23 protein-coding genes are annotated in these 26023 nt (G+C 61.6%); 8 read left to right on the top strand and 15 right to left on the bottom strand.

What is annotated here, in order from left to right; all coding sequences use genetic code 11:
- The first annotated feature begins 186 nt into the window (after nucleotides 1–186).
- The 6 genes from ACI512_RS04255 (at nucleotide 187) to ACI512_RS04230 (ending at nucleotide 6641) form a co-directional block, all read left to right on the top strand.
- On the top strand, nucleotides 187–1428 hold the full coding sequence (locus ACI512_RS04255) for an SfnB family sulfur acquisition oxidoreductase (protein ID WP_405121631.1): 1242 nt from the start codon (nucleotides 187–189) through the stop codon (nucleotides 1426–1428).
- A 24-nt stretch (nucleotides 1429–1452) separates the two neighbouring features.
- Complete coding sequence (locus ACI512_RS04250; protein WP_236380387.1) at nucleotides 1453–2646, top strand: SfnB family sulfur acquisition oxidoreductase; 1194 nt, start codon at nucleotides 1453–1455, stop codon at nucleotides 2644–2646.
- A complete protein-coding gene (locus tag ACI512_RS04245) occupies nucleotides 2646–3998 on the top strand; it encodes an LLM class flavin-dependent oxidoreductase (RefSeq protein ID WP_236380385.1) in 1353 nt (450 codons plus the stop codon). Before ACI512_RS04250 ends, ACI512_RS04245 begins: the two co-directional genes overlap by 1 nt.
- An 81-nt stretch (nucleotides 3999–4079) precedes the next feature.
- Complete coding sequence (locus tag ACI512_RS04240; protein WP_236380383.1) at nucleotides 4080–4895, top strand: MetQ/NlpA family ABC transporter substrate-binding protein; 816 nt, start codon at nucleotides 4080–4082, stop codon at nucleotides 4893–4895.
- Nucleotides 4892–6007: a methionine ABC transporter ATP-binding protein gene (locus ACI512_RS04235; protein WP_012721663.1), complete on the top strand. Its 1116-nt coding sequence runs from the start codon at nucleotides 4892–4894 to the stop codon at nucleotides 6005–6007. The genes ACI512_RS04240 and ACI512_RS04235 overlap by 4 nt, the downstream gene beginning before the upstream one ends.
- Nucleotides 5997–6641: a methionine ABC transporter permease gene (locus tag ACI512_RS04230; protein ID WP_016974994.1), complete on the top strand. Its 645-nt coding sequence runs from the start codon at nucleotides 5997–5999 to the stop codon at nucleotides 6639–6641. Before ACI512_RS04235 ends, ACI512_RS04230 begins: the two co-directional genes overlap by 11 nt.
- A gap of 2 nt (nucleotides 6642–6643) precedes the next feature.
- Here the strand turns inward: ACI512_RS04230 and ACI512_RS04225 are convergent, their stop codons facing one another.
- Nucleotides 6644–7747 (bottom strand): hypothetical protein, encoded by a 1104-nt coding sequence (locus ACI512_RS04225; RefSeq protein WP_236380382.1) that lies wholly within the window; start codon nucleotides 7745–7747, stop codon nucleotides 6644–6646.
- Between the two features lie 178 nt (nucleotides 7748–7925).
- On the opposite strand from ACI512_RS04225, the gene ACI512_RS04220 reads away from it, so the two are divergent.
- A complete protein-coding gene (locus ACI512_RS04220) occupies nucleotides 7926–8552 on the top strand; it encodes a bifunctional 2-polyprenyl-6-hydroxyphenol methylase/3-demethylubiquinol 3-O-methyltransferase UbiG (RefSeq protein WP_236380381.1) in 627 nt (208 codons plus the stop codon).
- A gap of 63 nt (nucleotides 8553–8615) precedes the next feature.
- Here the strand turns inward: ACI512_RS04220 and ACI512_RS04215 are convergent, their stop codons facing one another.
- The 4 genes from ACI512_RS04215 to ACI512_RS04200 all read right to left on the bottom strand — a co-directional run bounded on the left by ACI512_RS04215 (nucleotide 8616) and on the right by ACI512_RS04200 (nucleotide 16250).
- Nucleotides 8616–10793 carry a glycoside hydrolase gene (locus tag ACI512_RS04215; protein WP_236380380.1) on the bottom strand — a complete coding sequence of 726 codons (2178 nt, stop codon included), beginning with the start codon at nucleotides 10791–10793 and terminating at the stop codon, nucleotides 8616–8618.
- Between the two features lie 245 nt (nucleotides 10794–11038).
- Nucleotides 11039–14104: an efflux RND transporter permease subunit gene (locus ACI512_RS04210; protein WP_236380379.1), complete on the bottom strand. Its 3066-nt coding sequence runs from the start codon at nucleotides 14102–14104 to the stop codon at nucleotides 11039–11041.
- Nucleotides 14101–15171 (bottom strand): efflux RND transporter periplasmic adaptor subunit, encoded by a 1071-nt coding sequence (locus ACI512_RS04205; RefSeq protein WP_064054164.1) that lies wholly within the window; start codon nucleotides 15169–15171, stop codon nucleotides 14101–14103. The genes ACI512_RS04210 and ACI512_RS04205 overlap by 4 nt, the downstream gene beginning before the upstream one ends.
- Nucleotides 15168–16250, bottom strand: a complete 1083-nt coding sequence (locus ACI512_RS04200; protein ID WP_064054165.1) for an efflux RND transporter periplasmic adaptor subunit — start codon at nucleotides 16248–16250, stop codon at nucleotides 15168–15170. Before ACI512_RS04200 ends, ACI512_RS04205 begins: the two co-directional genes overlap by 4 nt.
- 233 nt (nucleotides 16251–16483) lie before the next feature.
- Between ACI512_RS04200 and ACI512_RS04195 the strand changes: the two genes are divergently transcribed.
- On the top strand, nucleotides 16484–17644 hold the full coding sequence (locus ACI512_RS04195; RefSeq protein WP_046034576.1) for an AAA family ATPase: 1161 nt from the start codon (nucleotides 16484–16486) through the stop codon (nucleotides 17642–17644).
- A 99-nt stretch (nucleotides 17645–17743) separates the two neighbouring features.
- Here ACI512_RS04195 and ACI512_RS04190 read toward each other — a convergent pair whose 3' ends face one another.
- The 10 genes from ACI512_RS04190 to ACI512_RS04145 form a co-directional block, all read right to left on the bottom strand.
- Nucleotides 17744–18598: a transporter substrate-binding domain-containing protein gene (locus tag ACI512_RS04190; protein ID WP_064054167.1), complete on the bottom strand. Its 855-nt coding sequence runs from the start codon at nucleotides 18596–18598 to the stop codon at nucleotides 17744–17746.
- Entirely contained in the window at nucleotides 18595–19371 is a 777-nt protein-coding gene (locus ACI512_RS04185; protein ID WP_405121630.1) for an amino acid ABC transporter ATP-binding protein, read from the bottom strand. The genes ACI512_RS04190 and ACI512_RS04185 overlap by 4 nt, the downstream gene beginning before the upstream one ends.
- Nucleotides 19368–20027, bottom strand: coding sequence for an amino acid ABC transporter permease (locus tag ACI512_RS04180; protein ID WP_012721653.1), 660 nt, complete (start codon nucleotides 20025–20027; stop codon nucleotides 19368–19370). The genes ACI512_RS04185 and ACI512_RS04180 overlap by 4 nt, the downstream gene beginning before the upstream one ends.
- On the bottom strand, nucleotides 20008–20673 hold the full coding sequence (locus ACI512_RS04175; RefSeq protein WP_003187615.1) for an amino acid ABC transporter permease: 666 nt from the start codon (nucleotides 20671–20673) through the stop codon (nucleotides 20008–20010). Before ACI512_RS04175 ends, ACI512_RS04180 begins: the two co-directional genes overlap by 20 nt.
- Before the next feature lie 511 nt (nucleotides 20674–21184).
- Complete coding sequence (locus ACI512_RS04170; RefSeq protein WP_012721649.1) at nucleotides 21185–21967, bottom strand: MetQ/NlpA family ABC transporter substrate-binding protein; 783 nt, start codon at nucleotides 21965–21967, stop codon at nucleotides 21185–21187.
- A gap of 149 nt (nucleotides 21968–22116) precedes the next feature.
- Nucleotides 22117–23037, bottom strand: a complete 921-nt coding sequence (locus tag ACI512_RS04165) for a sigma 54-interacting transcriptional regulator (RefSeq protein WP_405121629.1) — start codon at nucleotides 23035–23037, stop codon at nucleotides 22117–22119.
- 49 nt (nucleotides 23038–23086) lie between these two features.
- A complete protein-coding gene (locus ACI512_RS04160) occupies nucleotides 23087–23668 on the bottom strand; it encodes an alpha/beta hydrolase (protein ID WP_012721647.1) in 582 nt (193 codons plus the stop codon).
- Between the two features lie 328 nt (nucleotides 23669–23996).
- Complete coding sequence (locus ACI512_RS04155; protein ID WP_010565408.1) at nucleotides 23997–24398, bottom strand: biopolymer transporter ExbD; 402 nt, start codon at nucleotides 24396–24398, stop codon at nucleotides 23997–23999.
- Nucleotide 24399: 1 nt separating this feature from the next.
- Entirely contained in the window at nucleotides 24400–25119 is a 720-nt protein-coding gene (locus ACI512_RS04150) for a MotA/TolQ/ExbB proton channel family protein (protein ID WP_012721646.1), read from the bottom strand.
- 54 nt (nucleotides 25120–25173) lie between these two features.
- Complete coding sequence (locus ACI512_RS04145) at nucleotides 25174–25989, bottom strand: energy transducer TonB (protein ID WP_405121628.1); 816 nt, start codon at nucleotides 25987–25989, stop codon at nucleotides 25174–25176.
- Between the last annotated feature and the right edge of the window lie 34 nt (nucleotides 25990–26023).

Here is a 26023-nt window from a genome sequence, read left to right as displayed (position 1 = left end):
AGACCTTCTATGCATATTCCCAAAAGTTAGTTTATTTAAATATTTAACACGCTTAGGGTATATACACCGGACCACCGGACATTCCTGATTTTTCTGTTTTTATTTCATTGAATGCGAGGTCGGTATGGTCAGAATTACCCCGGTGCATAACGCCAGGGCATTACGTGCAGCCAAGGAGCGGCGCTGATGTCTAACTTGGCTCTAACACCCCCCCAGAGTGATCTGGACGTAGCCCCCCTGCTGTTGCCGGCCGCCGTGCTGCGTAACGACGCGGAGGCGCTGACGGCCGCCCATGAGCTGGCCCAGGCAGCACGCCTGCAAGCCGCCAAGCGCGACCAGCAGCGCAAGCTGCCATGGGCGCAGATCGAGCAGTTCACCCGCAGTGGGCTGGGCAGTATTTCCATTCCCCGTGAATACGGCGGCCCGCAGGTGTCGTTCGTGACCCTGGCCGACGTGTTCGCGATCATCAGCGCGGCAGACCCGGCCCTCGGGCAGATCCCGCAGAACCATTTCGGCATCCTGCACCTGTTGCAGGGCGCCGCTACCGAACGCCAGAAAAAGCAGCTGTTCCAGAGTGTTCTCGACGGCTGGCGCATCGGCAACGGCGGCCCGGAGCGCGGCACCAAAAACACCCTGGAACTCAAGGCGCGCATCACCACCGTAGGTGACGGTTACGTGATCAGCGGCCAGAAGTTCTACTCCACCGGCGCATTGTTTGCCCATTGGGTCGCGGTAAAAGCCCTGAACGATGACGGTAAGCAGGTCATGGCGTTCGTGCGCCGTGGTACCGAAGGCCTGCGCATCGTTGACGATTGGTCCGGCTTCGGCCAACGCACCACCGCCAGCGGCACGGTGCTGTTGGACCACGTGCCGGTGGACGCCGAACTGGTCGTTGAAAACTGGCGTATCGGCGAAACCCCGAATATCCAAGGCGCCGTCTCGCAACTGATCCAGGCCGCCATCGACGCCGGCATCGCCCGTGGTGCACTGGATGACACCGTGGCGTTCGTGCGTGAGCGTTCGCGCCCGTGGATCGACGCCAAGGTCGAACGCGCCAGCGATGATCTGTATGTGATCGCCGACATCGGCAAGCTGAAGATCGAACTGCACGCCGCCGAAGCCCTGCTGCGCAAGGCCGGCCAGGTGCTGGACCAGGTCAGCGCCGCGCCGATCACCGCGCAATCCGCGGCACGTGCATCCATCGCGGTGGCCGAGGCCAAGGTGCTGACCGCCGAAGTGTCGCTGCTGGTCAGCGAAAAGCTCTTCGAACTGGCCGGCAGCCGCGCCACCCTTGCCGAATTCAACCTCGACCGCCACTGGCGCAACGCCCGCGTGCACACCCTGCACGACCCGGTGCGCTGGAAGTATCACGCCATCGGCGCCTATCGATTGAACGGTACCTTGCCGGCTCGCCATTCCTGGATCTGACCGACCAGACATCTGGAGAACATCATGACTTTCTCTCACCCCGTCGCGGTCATTACCAGCGACGAACAAGCCCTTATTGTCGCCAGCGACCTGGCCGAAGACTTCCGCCGCGACAGCGCCCAGCGCGACCGCGAGCGCCGCCTGCCCTTGCCCGAGCTGGACGTGTTCTCGCGCTCCGGCCTGTGGGGCATCAGCGTGCCCAAGGCATACGGCGGCGCGGGCGTGTCCAACGTCACCCTGGCCAAGGTCATCGCCTTGATCGCCCAGGCGGATGCGTCCCTGGGCCAGATCCCGCAAAATCATTTCTATGCCTTGGAAGTGCTGCGTGTAAACGGCAGCCCCGCACAACAACAGCGCTTGTACGCCGAAGTGTTGGCCGGTCAACGCTTCGGTAACGCCCTGGCGGAACTGGGCACCAAGACCGCCCATGACCGCGTCACTTCAATCACCCGCGACGGCGACGGTTTGCGCGTCAGCGGCCGCAAGTTCTACGCCACCGGTGCGATCTACGCTCAACGTATTCCCACCTCGGTGGTGGATGAACAGGGCGTGCAGCAACTCGCCTTTGTGCCGCGCGACAGCGACGGCTTGACCGTAATCGACGACTGGAGCGGCTTCGGCCAGCGCACCACCGGCAGCGGTTCGGTGGTGTTCGACAACGTGTGGGTCGCCGCCCAGGACGTGATTCCGTTCCAGAGCGCCTTCGAGCGCCCGACCACGGTCGGCCCTCTGGCGCAGATCCTCCACGCCGCCATCGACACCGGCATCGCCCGTGCGGCCTTTGAAGACGCGCTGCACTTCGTACGCACCAAGACCCGCCCATGGATCGACTCCGGCAGCGACAAAGCCACCGAAGACCCGCTGACCCTGAAAAGCTTCGGCCACCTGAGCATCCGCCTGCACGCCGCCGAAGCGCTGCTGGAGCGCTCGGGCGAATTCCTAGACCGTGCCCAGGCCGACAGCAATGCCGAGACGGTTGCGGCCGCCTCGATTGCCGTCGCTGAAGTGCGCGCCTTGAGCACCGAAATCTCCCTGGCCGCCGGCAGCACCTTGTTCGAACTCGCCGGCAGCCAGGCGACCCTGGCCGAGCACGGCCTCGACCGCCACTGGCGCAACGCCCGCGTGCACACCCTGCACGACCCGGTGCGCTGGAAGTACCACGCGGTGGGCAATTACTACCTCAACGATGAAAACCCGCCACTGCGGGGGACCCTCTGATGAGCAAAAAGAAGATCCTGCTCAATGCCTTCAACATGAACTGCATCGGGCACATCAACCACGGCCTGTGGACCCATCCACGGGATACGTCCACCCAGTACAAGACGATTGAATACTGGACCGACCTGGCGCAAACCCTGGAGCGCGGGCTGTTCGATGGCCTGTTCATCGCCGATATCGTCGGCGTCTACGACGTGTACCAGAACTCGATCGATGTGCCGCTCAAGGAGTCCATCCAGCTGCCGGTGAATGACCCGTTGCTGCTGGTCTCGGCGATGGCGGCGGTTACGAAGAACCTCGGCTTCGGCCTTACTGCCAACCTCACCTACGAGCCGCCGTATCTGTTCGCCCGGCGCATGTCCACGCTCGACCACCTGAGCCGTGGCCGCGTGGGCTGGAACATCGTCACCGGCTACCTGGACAGCGCCGCCAAGGCCATGGGGCTTACCGAGCAGGTCGAGCATGACCGCCGTTACGACCAGGCCGATGAATACCTGGAGGTGCTCTACAAACTCTGGGAAGGCAGCTGGGAAGACGGCGCGGTGCTCAATGATCCGCAGGCGCGGGTGTATGCGCAGCCGGGCAAGGTGCACAAGGTCGAGCACCACGGCGAGTTTTATCAAGTGGAGGGTTATCACCTGTGCGAGCCGTCGCCACAACGCACGCCGGTGCTGTTCCAGGCCGGCAGCTCGGATCGCGGCTTGCTGTTCGCCGGGCGGCATGCCGAATGTGTATTCATCAGCGGGCAGAACAAGGCGGCGACCAAGGTCCAAGTCGATAAGGTGCGCGCCAGTGCGGTCGAGGCCGGGCGTAATCCCGATGACATCAAGGTGTTCATGGGCCTCAACGTGATCGTGGGCGCCACCGAGGAGCTGGCCTGGGCCAAGCACGCTGAATATTTGAGCTACGCCAGCCCGGAAGCCGGCGTGGCACATTTCTCAGCGTCCACCGCCATCGATTTTGCCCAATACGCACTGGACGAACCGATCCAGTACGTGAAGAGCAACGCGATCCAGTCGGCCACCAAGAACCTGCAGAACAACGACTGGACCCGGCGCAAGTTGCTGGAGCAACACGCCCTGGGCGGCCGCTACATCACCCTGGTCGGCTCACCCGAGCAGGTTGCCGACGAGTTGGAATCCTGGATCAGCGAAACCGGCCTGGATGGCTTCAACCTCACGCGCATCGTCACGCCGGAAAGCTACGTGGACTTTATCGACCTGGTGGTGCCGGAGTTGCAACGCCGTGGGTCGTACAAGACCGCTTATGAGACCGGCACCCTTCGGGAAAAAGTCTTCCACGGCGCGGCTCGCCTGCCCGAACAACACACCGGATCCACCTACCGCCACTGAACAAAAATGTGGGAGGGAGCTTGCCCCTCCCACATTGGATCTCCATTGCTTTCACCAACACCTTATGACTGGAAATCGACCATGAAAAAAACACTGCTCTCCCACCCAGTCAAAGCACTGGCCTTGGCTTTCGGACTGTTCAGCTCGGCGGTGTTCGCCGCCGATGCACCGTTGAAAATCGGCACCACCGCTGCCTTCGCCATTCCATTGGAAGCCGCCGTGGCCGAAGCCGGTAAACAAGGCCTGAAGGTCGAGCTGGTGGAGTTCACCGACTGGATCGCGCCCAACGTCAGCCTGGCCGCCGGCGATATCGACGTGAACTACTTCCAGCACATCCCGTTCCTGGAAAACGCCAAGGCCGCCGCCGGTTTTGACCTGGTGCCGTACGCGCCGGGCATCATCAACAACGTCGGCCTGTATTCGAAGAAGTACAAGCGCATCAACGACCTGCCCGAGGGCGCCAGCGTGGCGATTGCCAACGACCCGATCAACAGCGGGCGTGGCCTGCAATTGCTCGCCAAGGCGGGCTTGATCACGCTCAAACCGGGCGTAGGCTACAAGGCCACCGAGGAAGACATCGTCACCAACCCGAAGAAGATCAAGATCCTGCAAGTCGAGGCCGTGCAATTGGTGCGCGCCTATGACGATGCCGACCTGGTGCAGGGTTACCCGGCGTATATCCGCCTGTCCAAGACCTTCGATGCCGAGTCGGCGCTGTTGTTCGACGGCCTCGACCATCCGGAATACGTGATCCAGTTCGTGATCCAGCCCAAGAGCAAGACCGACTCGCGGGTGATCACGTTCGTCGACATCTACCAGCATTCGCCCGTGGTGCGTGCTGCGTTGGACAAGTCCCTCGGTAAGCTCTATCAGGTCGGCTGGGAAGATAAAAAATGACCGCCGCCCACTCTCAACTGCGCGACTTGGGCTTGCCGCCCAGGGACGCCGAGCAGACCGAACTGCATCCGGACCTGAACCGCGCCCACGTGCGTTTTATCAACCTGGGCAAGACCTACGACGGCACCGTGCATGCTTTGCAAGGCATCGACCTGGCGATCCAGCGCGGTGAAGTGTTCGGCATCATTGGCCGCAGCGGTGCCGGCAAGTCGTCGCTGATTCGCACAATAAACCGCCTCGAACAGCCTAGCAGCGGACGGGTGTTGATCGATCAAGTCGACATCGGTGACTTCGACGAAGACCGCCTGGTGGCGCTGCGTCGGCGCATCGGCATGATCTTCCAGCACTTCAACCTGATGTCGGCCAAGACGGTGTGGCAGAACGTCGAGCTACCGCTGAAAGTGGCGGGCGTGCCGAAGCCGCAGCGTGAGAAAAAGGTGCGCGAGCTGCTGGAGCTGGTGGGTCTGCAGGACAAGCACACGTCCTACCCGGCGCAGCTGTCCGGCGGGCAGAAACAGCGCGTGGGCATCGCCCGCTCGCTGGTGCACGACCCGCAGATCCTGCTGTGCGACGAGGCCACGTCGGCGCTCGACCCAGAGACCACCCAGTCGATCCTCGGCCTGCTGCGCGAGATCAACCAGCGCCTGGGCCTGACCATCGTGTTGATCACCCATGAGATGGCGGTGATCCGCGACATCTGCGACCGCGTGGTGGTGCTCGAACACGGGCGCATCGTCGAGCAAGGCCCGGTGTGGGAAGTGTTCGGCAACCCGCAACATGAGGTCAGCAAGACCCTGCTGGCACCGCTGCAACATGGGCTACCGGACGAGTTGCAAAGCCGTTTACAGGCCAAACCAGCGACCGCCGATGCCTCGGTGGTGCTACGCCTGCGATTCACCGGCAGTGATACCGACGAGCCGGACCTGGCCGCGCTGTTCAGCGCCCTCGGCGGGCGCGTGCGCTTGCTGCAAGGTGGCGTGGAACGCATCCAGGGGCATGCCCTGGGGCAACTGCTGCTGGCGGTGAAGGGCTCGCCCCACAGCGCAGAAGAACTGCGTAACCGCGCCGGCAATTGGGCACAACAGGTGGAGGTGCTGGGCTATGTGGTTTGATCGTTTAGTGCAGGGCGCCATCGACACGTTGTTGATGGTTGGCGTGTCGTCATTGATTGCGCTGCTGGTGGGGATTCCACTGGCGGTGTTCCTGGTGACCAGCGACAAGGGCGGCATCTACCAGGCACCGGCGTTGAACCGCGTGCTGGGGGCGTTCGTCAATCTGTTCCGCTCGATTCCGTTCCTCATCCTGATGGTGGCGTTGATCCCGTTCACGCGGCTGATCGTCGGCACCACCTACGGCGTATGGGCCGCCGTGGTGCCGCTGACCATCGCCGCCACGCCGTTTTTTGCGCGCATTGCCGAGGTGAGCCTGCGCGAAGTCGATCACGGCCTGATCGAAGCCGCGCAAGCCATGGGCTGCCGCCGCTGGCACATCATCTGGCACGTGCTGCTGCCGGAAGCGCTGCCTGGGATTGTCGGCGGGTTCACCATCACCCTGGTGACCATGATCAACTCGTCAGCCATGGCCGGCGCGATTGGCGCGGGCGGCCTGGGCGATATCGCCTACCGCTACGGCTACCAGCGTTTTGATACGCAGATCATGCTCACCGTGATTGTGCTGCTGGTGATTCTGGTGGCGGTGATTCAGTTGGGTGGGGATCGGTTGGCGCGAGTGTTGAACAAGCGCTGAAATTACGGGCACTCATCCAGTTGGGCGACGCTGGAGTGGGGGACAAAGGTGATGGTTTTTTCCTTGGCCTGCCAAGGGCGCACACTGTAGCTCCCGTCCGAATCCGCCAGCACGCGCAGCTTGATGCTGGCCTCGGGTTTCTTGGCGTCAACCAGCATGCTGGGAGCCTTGGCCCCCTCTGACCAAGCCATGACTGTACACATACGCCCTCCCGATGCGGAGGCTTGCAGCGGCAGGCCTCCCAACTTCGCGCCCGTCACGGGGATAAGCCCCAGTACGATCAAAAGCCCAAGGGCAGTCAAAGATGCTAGCGCGACCGGGTTCTTATGATCGTTCATGCACGTCACAAGACACGCCCCAAGCCCCTGAATCAGAAAAAGCACCACCATCTCAGCCAACATGACAGGCGCAAAAAGCACGACACTGTCAGAGTATTCGCCGAACGCGCGCGAGACAGGCACAGTGACCATGAGAACAATCAGCATTTGAATGACGCCGGCACTCGCACTTGCGATCCAGAACTCGACGGAAAGCTCACTGCGCGCGATATTGGCCGGCCGGGCGCGAATGATGATGCAGGTATAGGCCAATACCGTCACAGCGATCGCCACTACCCAGCAAGCCGTCTGAAACGGTCCGCTTTCTGCGTTCGCGGACAGATACACCGCCGACAACCAGAACACCGCCAGCACCACGAGCGTGGCAGCCCAATGCATCAATAATCGACGATGTTGAGCTGTCGTCTCAGGCGATTGCCGACTGAGATTGAGTTGATCGCTCAGACGCGCACCTGTGGCATTCAGGCGTAGGAACAAGATGAACGTAGGCATCAGGATCGACGCCCCCATCATGCCGATGACAAATACCAACATGGCGAACATCGCCGGCAATGCGGTGAACGCGGCTGCCGACAAAATACTCAGCGGCACCTTTTCCACTTGGATGTATTGATACAGATACAGGCCAGCCACAGACAAAATGCCCACGGTCAAAGGCCATGCACGCTCATTGAGCCATAACAGTCCATGACTCAAGACATCGGCGTATCGGTCCATTTTCTTTTGCTGAGTGACTTCATCAGCCGGGAGTGGTGGTGCCTGATCCATGGGTATGCAACGCCTTTTCAAGTAAGAAGTGAATGGTACCTAGAATCCTGCGGTCAGTAAGTCGGATGCGTACGCTGAAAAGGCACTGAATCGCCCTACACAGAGCACACGTGTTTCAACTGATTCAGACGATGGCCTGAGGTATAGTCCGAGGACCTCAGCCTAAGTGCGCACGGCCATGAAACTCGCCCCCGACGACCTCAACACCATCACCGCCACCACCCTCGGCCACTACAACACAGTGGCCGAAGACTTCCGCGAAGGCACCCGCGACCACGACGTGAGCCAGAACATCGACGCGCTGCTGCGGCATATCCAGGGCACGGCGCCCTTTACCGTGCTGGATTTCGGCTGCGGGCCGGGGCGCGATTTGCAGACGTTCACGCGCATGGGGCATATCGCCGTAGGACTGGACGGCTCCGAGCGGTTTGCGCAGATGGCGCGGGAAGACAGTGGTTGTGAGGTGATGCAGCAGGACTTCCTGAAGCTGGACCTGCCCATCGAACGCTTCGACGGGATTTTCGCCAATGCCGTGCTATTTCATATTCCCAAGCAGGAACTGCCGCGTGTGCTCAAGCAGTTGCAAGGGGCGTTGAAACCGGGTGGCGTGTTGTTCAGTTCCAACCCTCGGGGTGAAAACCAGGAAGGCTGGAATGGACCGCGGTACGGGTCGTATCACGACCTGGCGGCGTGGCAAGCGTTGCTGACGCAGGCAGGGTTCGTGGAGCTGGAGCATTACTATCGACCAGCGGGATTGCCGAGGGAGCAGCAGCCGTGGTTGGCCAGTGTGTGGCGCAAGCTGTAGATTTTCGTTGCCTCGTCTGACGCCATCGAGGGCAAGCCCCCGATGACGCCTGCTGAGGCAACCTTACTCCACCTGATACACCAGCGTTTTTTCACCCATCCCATGTGCAGTCACGCTGCGCCCGGCATAGCCCTCTCTTTCCTCGCCAGAAAAATTAGCCACCAACCGCGTCCCATCGGCAAAGGTGGTTTCCTGCACCTGCCTATCCGCCGTCAACCAACGAAAACCCGTCATCGCCTGGGTCGCCAACCGCTGGTGCAACGGCCGGAAAAACCGGTCCTGGCGCTGTATCGCCGGCAGCCGCCGCTTAACCGTCGAAGCACTCAAGTGGTACAGCGGCGGCACGTTATAGAGCAGCTGCGTCAGCTCGTTTTCAGCCCGCACATTGCTCAGCTTCAAGCTGTCGAACAGCCAGTGATGGGTAGTGATCACCGAGCCGTGGAACACCGCCTGGTACAGCGGCAGGCGCATGGTCGGCTCGAAATACACCGTACGAAACGGCTCTTTTAACGGCACGGGCTTGAAGAACACGGCCGGCTGCTCCGGCGGATACCAGTTACCCACGTAATAGGCCGATTGCTTGTCTTGGGTCATCTCCCGATCCCCCCAGCCAATCACCGGCGTCTGCATGCCATGGGCGAACAGGATGCCTTGGGCGGTGATAGCGTTGCCGTCTTCGGAGCCGGCGGGCAACTTGAGTACGGTATTGAGCCAGCGCGAAGCGTCAATGTTGCCTTCGGCGTTCTGCGCCTGGGTCATTGTGGCCCCGTCACGGTAGCTGTCGAAGACCATGCTGGTGGCGTAAGCATCGAGAAACCAGGCGTTGAAACCGGCCTTTGCCTGGACAGCCTGTACACGTGCCTCCAGCAGAGGCCGCACGCAGCGCGGATCGGTGTAGTGGCCGGACTGCTGGAAACCGGTTTTCAGCTTGCCGTCCTTCAGCACAATCGCGCACTCGCGGTACGCCCTGCCGCCCAGGTGCGCGGTGGTCCAATCCGGATTTTCCGTGGCCGACAACGCGGTTTCATAGGAGTCATAGGGGGCCATCAGGAAGCCCGCGTCGACCCCGGCCCGGATCGCCTCGGGGTGCCAGAGACCGCCTTCCCAGCCTTCGCCCAAGGTCAGCAGCAAACGCGGCAGGCCTGAGCTGCGCAATGCCTGGATCACCTGGCTGCCCCAGTGTGCGGGCGTATCACTCAGCGCCCCGGCAAAGTCCACGGCCAGCTCGCTACGCAGCTCGCCATAGCGGGCGGCGAGCGGGGTCATGTCGGGTTCCTCTACCTGCCAACGCTGCCGAGCCTTTTTGTTGATCGCCGCGTTCAGGCCCCGGAGCACTACCGTCTGCTCATAGCGATTCAAAGGGGAATCCTGCGCGAGGACCTTGGCGGATTCCTTGTCCAATAAGCCTTGGAGCGCATGCCCGCGCAAGCGCTTGAGCAACAGCGGCCAATCGCGCACATCCTCGGGGGCCAGCAAGTCGTTGCCCCACAGGTAGACATGACTGGCGCCCAGCAGCTTCTCGGCCTCGGGCGTCTGGCGCAGTTTGTCAGCCAGTGGCTCATACCGGCCCTCCTCCACCAGCCATTGCCGGTAGCGCTTGGCGCCAGCCAACGGATCGGCCTCACCCAGGTGCAACAGCAGGGTCATGGGGGTGCTGGGGTTGAGCGTGGTGAATTCATGGGCCACTGACAGGGCCTGGTTTTCTTGCCAGCGCAGGCGGTTGTTGTAGGGATTGGTCAGTAACCAGCTGAGGGTGAACCCGTCGTGATCGACACCCCACAGCGGCAGGCTGAGATCCTGGGTCGTGTTGAAGTCACCTTGCTCCAGCAGGAAAGCCTTCCACACGGCATTCCCGGTGGGCACGTAATGCCCCTCGGCCAACGGCCACATCAGCCCCCTGCCCAGGGCATTCGCCGGTTGCAAGAGGATCGGCAGCTCACCCGCTTCCCGTGCCGTGATGGATAGCGCCAGGTCACGCTGCTCGAGGCTGGCGCTCACCCGAAAGGCGCCGTCATCCCATTGCCAGCTCGCTTGCTGATCGCGCTGCTCAAGCTGGCTGACGGCATGGGCCGCGACGCCGCTGGAGGCCTGTATCGTCGGCTGGCCGTTAGGCGTAACGCGGATAGCAAGGGTGGCCGGGTCGAGTTCGACCCGCCACAAGGTGTTTTCCAGAACGGTGGCGAACGTCAGCGGCGAGAGGAATACACCGCAGAGCAACAAAACAGAACGCAGGTAGCGCATGGGATTGGACCCGAACGAAATGAAAGTCGGGAGGGTAGACCACTCAATGGCTGGCGGGGGCAACGCGTATCACCTCCAGACGTTTCCCACGGAGCAAAAGGTCAATGAGGATCAAAATGTGGGAACGGCCTTGCCGTGGCGAGGGAGCTTGCTCCCGTTGACTGCGTAGCAGTCTCCGGGTTTTTTAGGGGCGCTTCGCACCCCAGCGCAAGCAAGCTTACTCACCACAGCACGCCTCCACATTTTTAAACGGATTTTTCCTGAGGGTCCTGCTTGGGTTCGCGGATTTTGTACCAGGCCACATACAGCGCGGGCAGGAACAACAGCGTCAACAAGGTCGCAATGATAATTCCGCCAATCATCGCGTACGCCATCGGCCCCCAGAACACTTCGCGGGCGATAGGGATCATGCCCAGACTTGCCGCAGCCGCCGTCAGCAGGATCGGCCGGCGCCGGTGCTCGGTGGCTTCCACCACCGCGTCCCACGGCGTATAGCCGGCCACTTCGTATTCATGAATCTGCGTCACCAGGATCACCGAGTTACGGATGATGATGCCGATCAGCGCCAAAATCCCGAGGATCGCCACGAAGCCCATGGGCGTACCGGTGGGTATCAACGCCAGCACCACGCCGATCAGCCCCAGCGGCGCGACACTCGCCACCAGGAACATCTTCTGCACGCTGTGCAGCTGGATCATCAGGAAGGTCGCCATCAGGAACAGCATCAGCGGCACCACGCTGGCAATCGGGCCCTGGGCCTTGCCGCTTTCTTCCACGGTGCCGCCGGTGGCAACCTTGTAGCCCACCGGCAGGCCGGCGCTGAATTTGTCGATCTCAGGCTTAAGTTGCTTGACCAGGTCCGTCGGCTGCATCTCGTCGCGCACCGAGGCCTTGATGGTAATGGTCGGCTTGCGGTCGCGACGCCACACCAGCGGCTGCTCCAGTTCATAGCGCACGGTGGCGAAGGCCAGCAGCGGGATCGAGGTGCCGTTGGGCGTGACGATCTGCAGGTTCTGCAAGGTTTCCGGCGTGCCGCGTTCGGCATCTTCGGCACGGCCGACGACGTTGATCAGGTAGATATCATCGTGTACCTGGGTCACCGAGGCACCGCTGACCACGCTGTTCATCAACTGCGCCACGTCTTCCGACGACAGCCCCAGTTGCCGCGCCTTGTCCTGGGCGATGTCGATGCGCAGCACTTTGCCGGGCTCGTTCCAGTCGTAGATGATCTCGCCCAGATGGGTGTTCTGGTCCAGTAAGGTCGCCAGTTCGATGGCGTGTTTACGCACCTGGTCGGTGTCTTTGCCCGACACGCGATACTGAATCGGCCTACCCACCGGCGGCCCCATTTCCAGCGGCTGCACGTAGCTACCAATCCCCACGAAGTCATCGCGCAGGCGCTTTTGCAGGCGCGCGATCAACTCACCACGCTCTTCCAGACCCTTGCTCACGATCACCAACTGCGCGTAGTAGGGGTTTTCCAGTTGCTGGTCGAGGGGCAGGTAGAAACGGATCGCCCCCTGGCCGATGTAGGTGCTCCAGCGCGCAATGTCCGGGTCGTCCTTGATGATTGCTTCAAGGCGGTCGACGGCCTTGCGCGTCTCGTTGATCGAGGCGTTTTGCGGCAGGTTCAGGTCGACGAGGATTTCCGGACGGTCCGACGACGGAAAAAACTGGTTCTGCACGAACTGCATGGAGAACACCGAGGCCACAAACAGCGCCACGGTGATGCCGATCGCCCACCAACGGTTACGCATGGCCCAGAGCATGCCGCCATTGAAGGCACGGCCAATACGCCCGGGCTCAGCGCTGTGGGGTTTGACGTTGGCGCTGAGGATATGCACCCCGATCACCGGCGCAAACAGCACCGCCACCACCCACGACACCAGCATGGCCACGGCAATCACTGCGAACAGGGTGAAGGTGTACTCGCCCGCCGAGCTGGCGTTGAGGCCGATCGGCACAAAGCCTGCCACGGTCACCAGCGTACCGGTGAGCATCGGGAACGCCGTGGACGTGTAGGCGTAGGTCGCCGCCTGCTCCTTGGTTTCGCCTTTTTCCAGACGCGTGATCATCATCTCGACGGTGATCATCGCGTCGTCCACCAACAGGCCGAGGGCGATAATCAACGCGCCCAACGACACGCGCTGCATGGTGATGCCGCTGTATTCCATGAACACAAACACCAGCGCCAGCACCAATGGAATCGAGCACGCCACCACCAGCCCGGCGCGCATGCCGAGGCTGATAAAGCTCACCACCAGCACGATGATCACCGCTTCAAACAGCGCGCTGGTAAAGCCGCCGACGGCCTCTTCCACCACCTCCGCCTGGTCGGACACTTTGTGCACGCCGACGCCCACGGGCAGGTCGGCGGTCAATTCGTCCATGCGTTCATGCAGGGCCTTGCCGAACGACTGGATATTGCCGCCCTTCTGCATGGCAATCGCCAAGCCAATCGCCGGCTTGCCGTTGAAACGGAACATCGGCCGCGCCGGGTCCACATAGCCACGGCTGATCTCGGCAATGTCCGCCAGCCGATAGAAACGGTCATTGAGCCGCAGGTTGACGTTGGCCAGGTCTTTCTCCGAGGCGAACTGCCCCGACGTGCGCACCGAAATCCGTTCCGGCCCGGCCTCGATCACCCCGGCGGGGGTCACCGCATTCTGCGATTGCAGGCTCTGCACCACTTGGCGTTGATCAATGCCCAGGGCGGCCAGTTTGCGCGTGGAGAAATTCAGGTAAATCACTTCGTCCTGCTGGCCGATCATCTCGACCTTGCCCAGGCCCGGCACCGAACGGATCTCGGCGCGCACCTGCTCCACGTAGTCGCGAAGCTGGCGCATCGACAGGCCGTCGCCGGTAAAGGCGTACACCGAGCCAAACACATCACCGAACTCGTCGTTGAACGACGGCCCTTGCAGACCTTGGGGGAAGGTGCCGCGAATATCGTCGATCTTCTTGCGCACTTGGTACCAGACCTCAGGGATGGCCTTGGCGCTGGTGGTGTCCTTGAGGAACACGAAGACCGTGGACTCACCCGGCCGCGTGTAGCTTTTCACGTAGTCGAGAGAGTCCAGCTCTTCGAGTTTTTTCTCGATGCGGTCGGTGACCTGCTTGAGCGTCTCCTCCTGGGTCGCGCCCGGCCAACGGGTCTGGATCACCATGGTCTTGATGGTGAACGAAGGGTCTTCCTCGCGGCCCAGGTTCATGTAGGAGAACACGCCCATCAGCAGCGCGACGAACATCAGGTACCAGACGAAGGACTGATGCTTGAGGGCCCAGTCGGATAAGTTGAAGCTTCCTTTCATCGCGGGCTGTCCTCGTCGATTTTGACTTTTTGCCCGGGTTTCAGGCTGTTCACGCCCGCGGTGACGATACGCTCGCCGGGTTTGACGCCACCACTGAGCACTGCGCTGTCGGCGTCACGGCTGATCACGGTGATGTCGCGCGGTTGCACGGTCTGGTTCTGGGTATCGAGCAGCCAGATACGGGTCTTGCCATCGACTTCCTGCAAGGCGCTAAGGGGCAGTTCGATACGCGGGGCGATGGCGGTGCTCAAGGTCACGCTGATCGCCGTGCCCAGGCGGAACGCAGGCGGTGTTTCGGCCAGGGTCAGGCGTGCTCGGCGGGTGCGCGTGGCGCTTTGGGCCTGGGGTTCGATCTCGCGCACGATGGCAGTGGTCTGCACGCTGGGGTCGAGCTGCCCGGCGACCAGGAACACCACGTCTGGCGGCAGACGCTCGGCGAGGCCGGCCGGCAGGTCGATCACCGCTTCCTTGATGTCCGGTCGGGCCAGGGTCACCACTTGCTGGCCGGCGCTGACCACCTGGCCGGCCTCGGCATTCCAGGCGGTGACGATGCCGGCGTGATCGGTGCGCAGTTCGGCGTAGTTGAGTTGGTCCTTGGCTTGATTGACCGCAGCCTGGGCCTGGTCGAGGGAAGCCTGGGTGGTCTTCAGGTCGGTCTGGGCGATATCCAACTGAGCCTGGGCGCCGACGCCACGGTTGAACAGTTCCTGCTGACGGCGGGCGTTAGCCTGGGCGTTGATGTATTGCGCCTGCACGCGGGCCAGGTCGCCCTGGGCCGAACGCAATTGGTTCTGTTGGTCGGTAGGGTCGAGGACGGCGAGCAAGGCGCCCTTCTCCACCTCGGCGCCCACGTCCACGGCACGCCGGGCAATCCGGCCGGGCACGCGAAAGCCCAGGTTACTTTCGTAGCGGGCCTGGATGGTGCCGGCGAAGCGGCCAAGGTTTTCCTGGTCCTCAGACGTCACTTCCATGGATAACACCGGACGCACCGGCTCGGGCGGCGGCTCTTCTTTGGAGCAGGCCACCAGTAACAGGCTGGCGGCGAGTATGAGCGTCAGGCGCTTCATGGTTGGGCTCCTTGCTGGGCGATCTCGACCAGCATGCCGGGGTGCAGCAATTGCCCGCCGGCCACCACGACTTTTTCGCCGCCCTTGAGGCCGTCGCCAATGATCACCTTGCCGGTGAGATAACGCGCCACGGTGACCTTGTGCAGTTGCGCCTTGCCGTCGCCATCAATCAGCCAAACGGCGGGCTCGCTGAGGTCTTTCGTCAGCGCGGCCCACGGCAATTCGATACTCGCCTTGGCCGGGCCATTTGCGGTCGCGCTCACCACCGAGCCCAATTCCATGCCTTTGGGTAATGCTTGCAGGGCGATTTTCACCTGCACAGTGCCGGTGTTGGCGGCCACGGCAGGCGTGACTTCGCGTACTTTGCCCTGGACCTTGATGCTTGGGTTATCCAGCAGGCTCACGGTGATCGGCGCATCCGGCGGTGGCTCCACCAGCAGGGATTCATACACGTTGAACACAGCATCGCGCTCGCCATCGCGCGCCAGGCTGAAAATCGGCACGGTGGCCTGCACCACCTGGCCGACTTCGGCCTGGCGCGCGGTAATCACGCCCGGCGCTTCGGCCACCAGCGAGGTATAGCCGAGTTGCTCCCGTGCGTTAGCCAATTGGGCCTGGGCGGCGGCCAGTGCGCTTTGGCTGCTGCGCAACGCGGCCTGGGCGGAATCGTATTCGCTGCGGCTGGTGTAGCCCTTGGGCAGGAGTTTTTCCTGGCGCACGAAGGCGGCGGCGGTCTGCTTGACCCGTGCCTGCTCGGCCACGACCTGGGCCTGGGCGGAATCGACGTTGGTCTGCAGGTCCTTGGGGTCGAGCTTGGCCAGCACCTGCTTGGCGGTCACACGGTCGCCCACATCCACCGTGCGCTGGATGATCTTGCCGCCCACGCGAAAGGACAGATCGGTTTGCACCCGGGCCTGGATATCCCCCGTCAAGGTGACGGCCGCGGCAAAATCCGCCGGCTGCACAGTCTGCACAAACACCCGTGAGTGCGCCTTGGGTTCAGCCTTTTCCTCGCCACAGCCGCTCAACAGCGCCAGTAGGCCAAGACCAACAATACAGGTGGAAATACGACCGCCCATGCAGGCTCCTTTTGCGTGATGCCGACTTGCCAGTGTTTATGCGACTGTGAGCTTAGTTCAGGGTTCCACAGGTGGAAGCTTTCTGTCTGTAGTGAGCGGGCTTGCCCCGCGCTGGACTGCGAAGCGGTCCCCCGCCAGGTGCAGAAGTTCTTTCCGATAGAATGGGGTGATTCCTTTGGGACTGCTACGCACCCCAGCGCGGGGCAAGCCCGCTCACTACAGGTAGGTAACCGATGCTCAAGACCCTCGCGGTGGCCAATTACCGCTCGATCAACAAACTGGTGGTGCCCCTGGACCGGCTGAACCTGGTCACCGGCCCCAACGGCAGCGGCAAGTCCAACTTGTACCGCGCCCTGCGCCTGCTGGCGGAAACCGCCCAAGGCGGGGTGATCAATGCACTGGCCCGCGAGGGCGGGCTGGACTCCACCTTCTGGGCCGGCCCGGAAACCATCAGCCGGCGTATGCGCAACGGTGAGGTGCCGGTCGAGGCCGTGGTGCACCAGGGCGTGAAGCGCTTGCGCCTGGGGTTTGCCGGGGAGGATTTCAGCTACGCCATCTCACTGGGGCTGCCCGAGCCGAGCCGGTCGTTTTTCTCCCTGGACCCTGAGGTGAAGAAGGAATGCATCTGGGCGGGCCAGATCTACCGCCCGGCCAGCCTGCTGGTGCAGCGCTCAGGGCCGATGGTGCGTGCCCGTGACGGTCGCAACTGGGATGTACTGGCCCAGCACACGCCCAACTACCACAGCCTGTTCGACCAGGTCGGCAGCCTGCGCGGCTCGCCGGAAGTGCTGCTGCTGCGCGAAAGCATTCGTGGCTGGCGCTTTTACGATCACTTTCGCAGCGATGTCGATGCGCCGGTACGCCAGCCACAACTGGGCACCCGCACGCCGGTGCTGCACCACGACGGCCGCGACCTGGCGGCGGCGTTGCAGACCATTCGCGAGATCGGCGACCCCGAGGCGCTGCAGCGGGCAGTCAGCGACGCATTCCCCGGCGCACGCCTGAACATTGAACCGTTACAGGGCGGGCGCTTCGCGATTGAGTTCTATCAGGAGGGCTTGCTGCGGCCACTGTCAGCGGCGGAATTGTCCGACGGCACCTTGCGTTACCTGCTGCTGATCGCAGCGCTGCTCACGCCTCGGCCACCCACCATGATGGTGCTGAACGAACCGGAGACCAGCCTGCATCCGGACCTGCTACCCGCGTTGGCGCGCTTGATCATCCAAGCCTCCCAGCAGTGCCAGGTGTGGGTGGTGTCACACGCCAGCCGGTTGATTGCGGCGTTGCAGCAGGACCAGGCGTGTAATTCGATTGTGTTGGAGAAGGTGATGGGAGAAACCCGGATCGTGGGCCAGGGGATTTTGGATGCGCCGGCTTGGCATTGGCCGGAATAGGGGGTGACTGGAAGGCCTCATCGGGGGCAAGCCCCCTCCCACACTTGAATGTATTCACAGATCAATAATGTGGGAGGGGGCTTGCCCCGAATAGCGGTATCAACCCTGCCACTTCCCGCCTTCAACAATCACACTCTCAGGCTGGGTGTCATCGCTCAGCTCTTTACGCACATATTGGTCGTACAGCTTGAGCAAAAACTTTTCCTCACCCAACTTCGCCAACTCGGCATTCACCCAGTCACGCAGTTCGACGTTGCCCTTTTTCACCGCTGGCGCAATCGGCGCTTCATCACCGAGTTTTTCTTCCAACACGCGGTAGCCCGGGTTCTGCTTGGCCCAGCTGAACAGCACCAGATTGTCCTGAGCGTAGGCATCACCCCGTCCAGCCGACAGCGCCTGCAACGACTCGGAGTTCTTCTCAAACTTGAGCAGTTTCCAGTCCGGGTGGTTCTTGGTCAGCCAGATATCAGCCGTGGTGCCGGTGGTCACGATGGTGGTGCGGGTGGCCAGGTCATCCAGGCTTTTCACCGAGCTGTCCTGAGGCACCAGGGCCTGTACCGCAACTTTCAAGTTGGGGTTGGTAAAGTCCACCGCTTCCTTGCGCTCCGGCGTCACCGTCATGTTGGCGAGGATCAAGTCGACCTTGTCGCTTTGCAGGAACGGAATACGGCTGGCCGGCTCGACGGCGACAAACTCAACCTTGTTTTCATCGCCCAGCAGGTCCTTGGCGAATCGGCGGCCGATGTCGGTATCGAAGCCGACATAGCGGCCTGCTTCGTTGACGAAGCCGAACGGTGGCTTATCGGTGAAGACGCCGACAATCAGCTTGTCCCGCGCCTTGATCTTGTCGATGTAGCTCACGGCGGCAGCCGTGGGTTTGGTGGGCTCTTCAGCCTTCTTATCGCAGCCGGCCAGCAGGGCGACGGCCAACAGTGGCAGCAGTAACTTTTTCATATCAGCTCCAGTTCCTGGGTCTTTTTGGGCAGTGTTGAAACAAAGGAGAACTTCTCCAGGAACTGCTGCGCGCGTGCGGTTTGCGGGTTCGTAAAGAATGCTTCGGGGGTGTTTTGTTCAAGGATGCGACCGGCCTCCATGAACACCACGCGGTCGGCGACGGCGCGGGCGAAGGCCATTTCGTGGGTGACGATCAACAGGGTCATGCCATCGCGGGCCAGGCCCTGGATCACTTCCAGCACTTCCTTGACCATCTCCGGGTCGAGGGCGGCGGTGACTTCGTCAAACAGCATGACCTGGGGGTTCATGCACAACGAGCGGACGATGGCGATGCGTTGCTGCTGGCCGCCGGACAGCTGACGCGGGAAGGCGTCGCGCTTATCGGCCAGGCCTACGCGATCGAGCAGTTTTTCTGCCTGTTCACGGGCTTCGCGGGGGTCACGTTTTTGTACTTTCAAGGGGCCAAGCAAGATGTTATCGAGCACGCTCATGTGCGGGAACAAATGGTAGCTCTGGAACACCATGCCCACGTCCTGGCGCACCTGGCGCCAGTCGGTGCTGTTGTTCAACAGCTCTTTGCCGGCGAAACGCAGGCTGCCGCTGTGTGCGACTTCCAGGCCATTGAGGCAACGCAGCAAAGTGCTTTTGCCGCAGCCGCTGGGGCCGAGGATCACCACCACTTCGCCGCTTTGCACGCTCAGGTCGATGCCCTTGAGCACCTGCTGGTCGCCGAAAAACTTGTTGAAACCCTGGAACTCGATCAACGCACTCATGTTTGGGCCCAGCGCCGTTCCAGCACCTTGGAGGCGGCCGACAACGGGTAGCAGATAAAGAAGAAAAACAGGAACAGCACGCCGTAGATCAACACGGACTCATAGGTGCGCTCGATGATTTGCTGACCGACCTTAATCACGTCCACCACGCCGATCAGCACCGCCAGGGAGCTGGTCTTGATGATGCGCGTGTAGACGTTGATGGTCGGTGGCGTCATGCGTTTGAGGGCCTGGGGCAGCAGCACGTAGCCGTACAGTTGCGGATCGGACAGCCCAATCGACAACCCCGCTTCACGCTGGCCACGGGGCAGCGAATGCAACGCGCCACGCACCACTTCGCCAACCTCGCTGGCGCCCCACAACGACAACACCAGCACGGCGCACCAGAAACTCGGGATGCTCAGGCCAAAGAAAATCGGCAGGCCGAAAAACAGCAGGTACAGCCACACCAGCACCGGAATCGCGCGGAACAACTCCAGGTACACCCGTAGCACAGCGTTGATCAGCCGGTTGTTCAAGGTGCGCAGCACGCCATACAACACGCCGCCGACAGTACTGAAGGCGATGCTCAAAAACGAAATCGACAGGGTCTGCGCAGCGCCCTTGCCCAGTTGCGGCAACGACACCCACAACAACTCAAGACCCGAACTGGCCATGCTGGAGCCTCCTTTCCAGGCGGCTGAGCAGCAGCGACAGTGGCAGGAACAGCAGCACGCAAATCAGCGTCAGCACGGCAAGCATTTCGTAAGTCTTGTAGTAAAGGGCGATGTAGCTTTTGGTGGTGTAGAGAATCTCCGGCACCGCCACAGCAGAGACCACGGTGGTCTCCTTGAGCAGGAAGATGAAATTGGCGAACAGCGCCGGCAAGCTGAGAATGCCGGCCTGGGGCAGGATCACGTGGCGCAGCAGCTGCCAGTCGGACAGGCCGATGGACTTGCCCGACTCGATCTGCGCCAGCGGCACCGCTTCCACACCGGCGCGCAGCACTTCGGTGAGGTAGGCGCCGCCAAGGAACGTCATGGTGATGATTGCCGCCCAGAACCCGGAAATATTGAAGCCCAGGGCCGGTAGCGCGAAGTACACGAAAAACAGTTGGATCAGCAGCGGCGTGTTGCGCGCCAGCTCCACATACAGCGCCACCAGCCGCGACAGGTACGGCGTGCGAAACACCAGCAGCGCCGCGTTGATCAGCGCCACCAGCAAGGAGGTGGCAATGGCGATCAAGCCCACTTGCAGCGTCACCCCCACGGCCTTTAGAAACGCCGGCAAGGTGCTGAGGATAAAAGCGAAATCGAAGGTCATTTCTAGTCCATGACGCCGCAGGGGTAATGCGGCGAGCGCCGTCCGATCCAGCGTGGGTAACGCCGGGTAGCGCGAACTTTAAAGGTATAAAAAGTAAAATTTAAATACCTAAATAGCATATTCATATCACCCAAAAAGATAACCGTCGGATTCGCGGGTTTGGCAGGTGACGGCTATGGTTGGGGGGTCTGTATTTCGAGGGATTGAATAATGAACACAACAACACCAATCGATCCAAAGGAACTGGTGAAGTGGCTGGTGGCATTGCGCCGGGCGATCAATAGCAGAGCCCTGTAAAACACCGAAGTATCCACTGTGAGATGAAGATCAAATGTGGGAGGGGGCTTGCCCCCGATGGCGGTGTTTCAGTTACAGATTGATTGGCTGACACACTGCAATCGGGGGCTAGCCCCCTCCCACATTTGGATTGCATTCCAAATTTCAGGCATAAAAAACGCCGACGCTAGATAAGCCGCCGGCGTTGAAACCTTGAAGGGGGTTTTTAGTTACATCAGAACGCTGGCACGACTGCACCGTTGTACTTCTTCTCGATGAAAGCCTTCACTTCCGGGCTGGTCAGGGCCTTGGACAGTTTCTGGATAGCGTCGCTGTCCTTGTTGTCCGGGCGAGCCACCAGGAAGTTCACGTATGGCGAGTCAGCGCTTTCGATGATCAGCGCGTCCTTGGCTGGGTTGAGGCCAGCTTCCAGGGCGTAGTTGGTGTTGATCAAGTCCAGGTCAACCTGATCCAGCACGCGTGGCAGCAGGGCCGATTCCAGCTCTTTGAACTTCAGGTTCTTGGGGTTGCTGGCGATGTCTTTTGGCGTGGCCAGGGCGTTGGTCGGATCTTTCAGGGTGATCACACCGGCTTTCTGCAGCAGCAACAGGGCGCGGCCGCTGTTGGAGCCTTCGTTAGGAATGGCCACGGTGGCGCCATCTTTCAGCTCGGAGATGTTCTTGATCTTTTTCGAGTAACCGCCGAAGGGTTCAACGTGCACGCCAACCACGGTGACCAGGTTGGTGCCCTTGCCCTTGTTGAAGTTTTCCAGGTACGGCAGGGTCTGGAAGTAGTTGGCATCCAGGCGCTTCTCAGCCACCTGCACGTTAGGTTGTACGTAGTCGGTGAAGACTTTGATTTCCAAGTCCACGCCTTCTTTGGCGAGGGTTGGCTTGACCAATTCGAGGATCTCGGCGTGCGGCACTGGGGTCGCGGCCACCACCAGTTTCTCGTTAGCCTGGGCGAAGCCAGCAGTCAGGGCAGCCGCCAGTGCGGTAAACAACAGAACCTTTTTCATGCAGTGTCCTTATCGAAATTCCGGGTCGTCTCTGACGGCCGTTTTTTATGTGGTGTGCCAGCGAAGTGCTATCGCGGCGTGGGAGGGACAATACCTAGATTTTTTATTCCCGAACAATATCTTTTATTCACGTTGATATTCCATTTTGCTCATGTAGCGGTTTGTTCACGTAGAAAGCTACGCAAGGTTTCCCGCTCGGCGGGGCTGGCCGTGTTGAAAATTCGCTGTACCTGCTCCAACGGCGTGCCCCCCACAGGCAAATTCAGATGCTCGGGCAAAATCTCATCGCCGCTGCTGACCAGTAATGCAAAGTGAATAACGTTTTCCAGCTCACGGGTATTGCCCGGCCAGGTGTGGTGCTCCAGCACGCGCTGGGCGGCGTCGCTGATCAGCGGCACCGGCAGGTCCAGGCGCTGGCTGTAGATGCCCAGGAAATACTCGGCCAGGGACAGGATGTCACCGACACGCTCGCGCAAGGCGGGCAAGTCCAGTTGGCCTTCGCTCAGGTAATGGAACAAGCGCTCATGGAACTTGCCGGCGGCCACGGCCTGGGCCAAGTCGATGCTGGTGGCCGCCACCAGGCGCACATCCACCGGGCTGGGCTGATGGGCGCCGACGCGGGTGACTTCATGGTTTTCCAGCGCGGCCAGCAGTTTTACCTGGATCGGTAGCGGCAAGTCGCCGATCTCATCCAAGTACAAGGTGCCGCCATTCGCCGAACCGAACCACCCCGCCCGGCTGCTGGCCGCGCCACTGTGGGCACCGGCCGCATAACCGAACAACTCGGCATCGGCATAGGTCGGGCTGATGGCGCCGCAATTGACCGAGACAAACAGCCCGGTGCGGTCGCTGCCACGGTGGATGTGCCGCGCCAGCAGCTCTTTACCGCTGCCGGTCTCGCCGCGAATCAGCACCGGTAAGGCGCGCGGCGCGAGGCTTTCCAAGTCTTCGCGCAGTTGCCGCGAGCGTGGATCAACAAAGACCAACGCTTTGGCGCGAATGCTCAGCGGGCTTTTTTCCGCGTCGGGGAAGGTCAGCAGTGGCTGACCGTAGGTTTCATGCAGGCTCATGGCAGGCTCCCGCCCCAAATCCACTCAGGGACGGGGCGTTTAAAGATAGTCAGGCAGTGCGCCGGGCGTGATGCTCAAGGCGGCTTTGCAGGCGATAAAGGTAGGCAAAACCCTGCTCCCAACGCTGGTGGCCGGACTTCACATTGATATGGCCGGCACCGGACAGAATGCCGGCTTCAGCACCCCAGTTACGCGCCAGTTCCACGGCACGAGGAGCGCTGACGGCGCTGTCGTTATCGGAGCTGACCACCTGGGTGGGAAACGGCAGCAAGTCGGTCGGAATCGGCGCAAAGTTGCGCAGGGCAGGCGAGCACGCCGGGCGTTCGACATCGGCCGGAGCCACCAGCAAGGCACCACGCACCTGGCGCAGGAACTGCACTGGCGCGGTGGCCGCCCAATGCGCCACTGTGATGCAGCCCAGGCTATGGGCGATCAGGATCACTGGCGTGCTGTCGGCCGCAATGGCCTCGGCCAGCGCGGCGACCCAGTCTTCGCGCCGTGGCGTCAGCCAGTCGGCCTGTTCCACACGGGCGCTGTTGGGCAGGCTGTTCTGCCAATGACTTTGCCAATGATCTTCTGGCGATCCTTGCCAGCCCGGCACGATCAGGTAACGAATCGACTCGCTGTGCATGGGTGTGCCCTCCTGCAGCGTTTAACGTTGCTGAACAGTATAGGGACGAGGGTTATATTCGTTAAGGAATAAGAAGCTATTTATTAATAACCAAAATATCAAAGCCGATGAAGATCAAACTGTGGGAGGGGGCTTGCTCCCGATGGCGGTGTATCAGCCGCCACCTGTATCAACTGACCCACTGCTATCGGGAGCAAGCCCCCTCCCACATTGACCAGGTTCCACATAGGGACTCGGGGCGTTGAGTAAATCCCAGGCAAAAAAAAGGCCGCACCCTGCCAAGGAAACGGCCAAAAAATTGTCGAGGCTATTGGTGGAAGCGTTGCAACTAACGTGCGGTAATCACCGACAGCTTGGTAATCCCCGCGCGCTCGATAGACGCCATGGCTCGCGCCACTTCGCCGTAGTTCACACCATCGTCAGCCTGCAGTTGCACCCGCACATCGGGGTCCTTGGCCTTCGCCGCCTGCAGGTTGAATTCCAGCAGGTCCGGCTGGATTTCGTCCTTGTTGATAAACAGTTTGCCGGCGCCGTCGATGCTCACCACCAGCGGGTCTTTCTGCTCCACCGGGGCCACGGCCTCGGTCTTGGGCAGGTTGATCGGGATCGCGTTGGTCAACAGCGGCGCGGTGACGATAAACACCACCAGCAGTACCAGCATCACGTCCACCAGCGGCGTGACGTTGATCTCGCTCAGCACCTCATCACTGTCTTGCGTGGAAAAGGCCATCTCAGGACGCCTCCTTCACTTTCTGCGGGTTGCCGGGCGCATGCTTGGTCAAGGCAGGATGCAGCAGCACGCGGAACGAATTCTTCTGCGCCAGGCTGTAGAAGTCGTGGGCAAAGTCATCCAGGTCGGCAGCCGTCAGTTTCAGGCGACGCAGGAAATAGTTGTAGACCAGCACCGCCGGCACCGCGACAGCGATACCCACGCCCGTCGCAACCAGTGCTGCACCGATCGGACCGGCCACGGTTTCGAGGCTGGCGGAACCGGCGGCGCTGATGCCCTTGAGCGCCTCCATGATCCCCCACACGGTGCCGAACAGGCCGATAAACGGCGAGGTGCTACCGATACTGGCGACCACGGCCAGGCCGGTCTCCAGGGAACGCCGCTCCCGCACGATCTGCTGGCGCAGGGCACGTTCGAGACGGTCCTGATGATTGATCGCCTGGCTGAGGTCAGCGGCGTGCGGGGTTTCACCCACCTGAATCGCGGCATAACCGGCCTGGGCGACACGGGCAGCAGCGCCTGGCTGGGTTTCGGCCAGTTCGGCGGCCGAGTCGAGACTCGACGCCGCCCAGAACTGTTTATGGAACCTGCGATCCTGGGCCTTGAGGCGACCGAACTGCACGCCCTTGAGCAGGGCCAGGCCCCAGGTGGCGACCGAAAAAACCACCAGCAGCCAGATCACCGCGCTTTCGATGGATTCAAGTGGAGATGCTAATGCCATGATGTTTCCCCTCTGTACAGGTCGCGGTGTGTGCAACACACCGCAGCGCAATAGTTAGTGAATCTTGAAATCGATCGGTACGCTGACCCAGCCGTCCTGGGCCACATCGCCCTGCTTGGCCGGCACGAAGCTCCAACGCTTCACGGCGGTCAGTGCGGCGTCATCGAGTTGCTGGCGACCGCTGCTTTTCTGGATCTGGATCTCACCCGGCTTGCCGCTGGCCAATACATGCACCCGTAACAACACCGTGCCTTCCCAACCGCGACGCTGGGCCAGTGACGGGTACTCCGGCGCCGGGTTCTTCAAGTACGCGGCGTTGGCCGAAGCCGGTGTCACCGGGGCTGGCGCAGGCGGAGCGGGCGCGGGGGCCGGTGGCGCCGGTTTCGGTGGCGTGGGCGCCTGCTCGACCGGTTTCGGTGCGGGCTTGGGCTCAGGCTTGGGAACCGGCTTGGGCTTGGGTTTCGGAATCGGTTTGGGCGGCGCCGGCTTGGCGGCCAACTCATCCACCACCGGCGGCGGTGGCTCGACCACGGGGGGCGGAGGGGGCGGCGGCACAGGCGGCGGCGGTTCCACCACGGGCGGCGCCGGTTGGGAAAATTCGATGGTCATCGGCGGAATTTCCGGCGGCACAATCGGCAGCACTGGAGTGGGTTTCTGGCTTACCCAATAAATCACCGCACCGTGCAGGGCCAGTACCAACAGACCGAGCAGGATCCCTTCGCGGCGGCTGGAGAAGCGCTTTGGGGTTTTCTGCGTCCGCAACTGCCCCAACGGCGCACGGTGCGGCCGGCCAAGGTCGACCAACTCGCCACTCGGTGCCTGGCGCCATTGCGCCTCGTGTGCACTGGCGGCGGTCTGGACATTGCCCATTAATTCACTCCCTACGGTTTCGAAACCAAACAAC

The organism is Pseudomonas petroselini, from assembly GCF_045037875.1.
GTDB classification, from domain to species: domain Bacteria; phylum Pseudomonadota; class Gammaproteobacteria; order Pseudomonadales; family Pseudomonadaceae; genus Aquipseudomonas; species Aquipseudomonas petroselini.
This window is presented reverse-complemented; position numbering and strand designations above follow the sequence as displayed.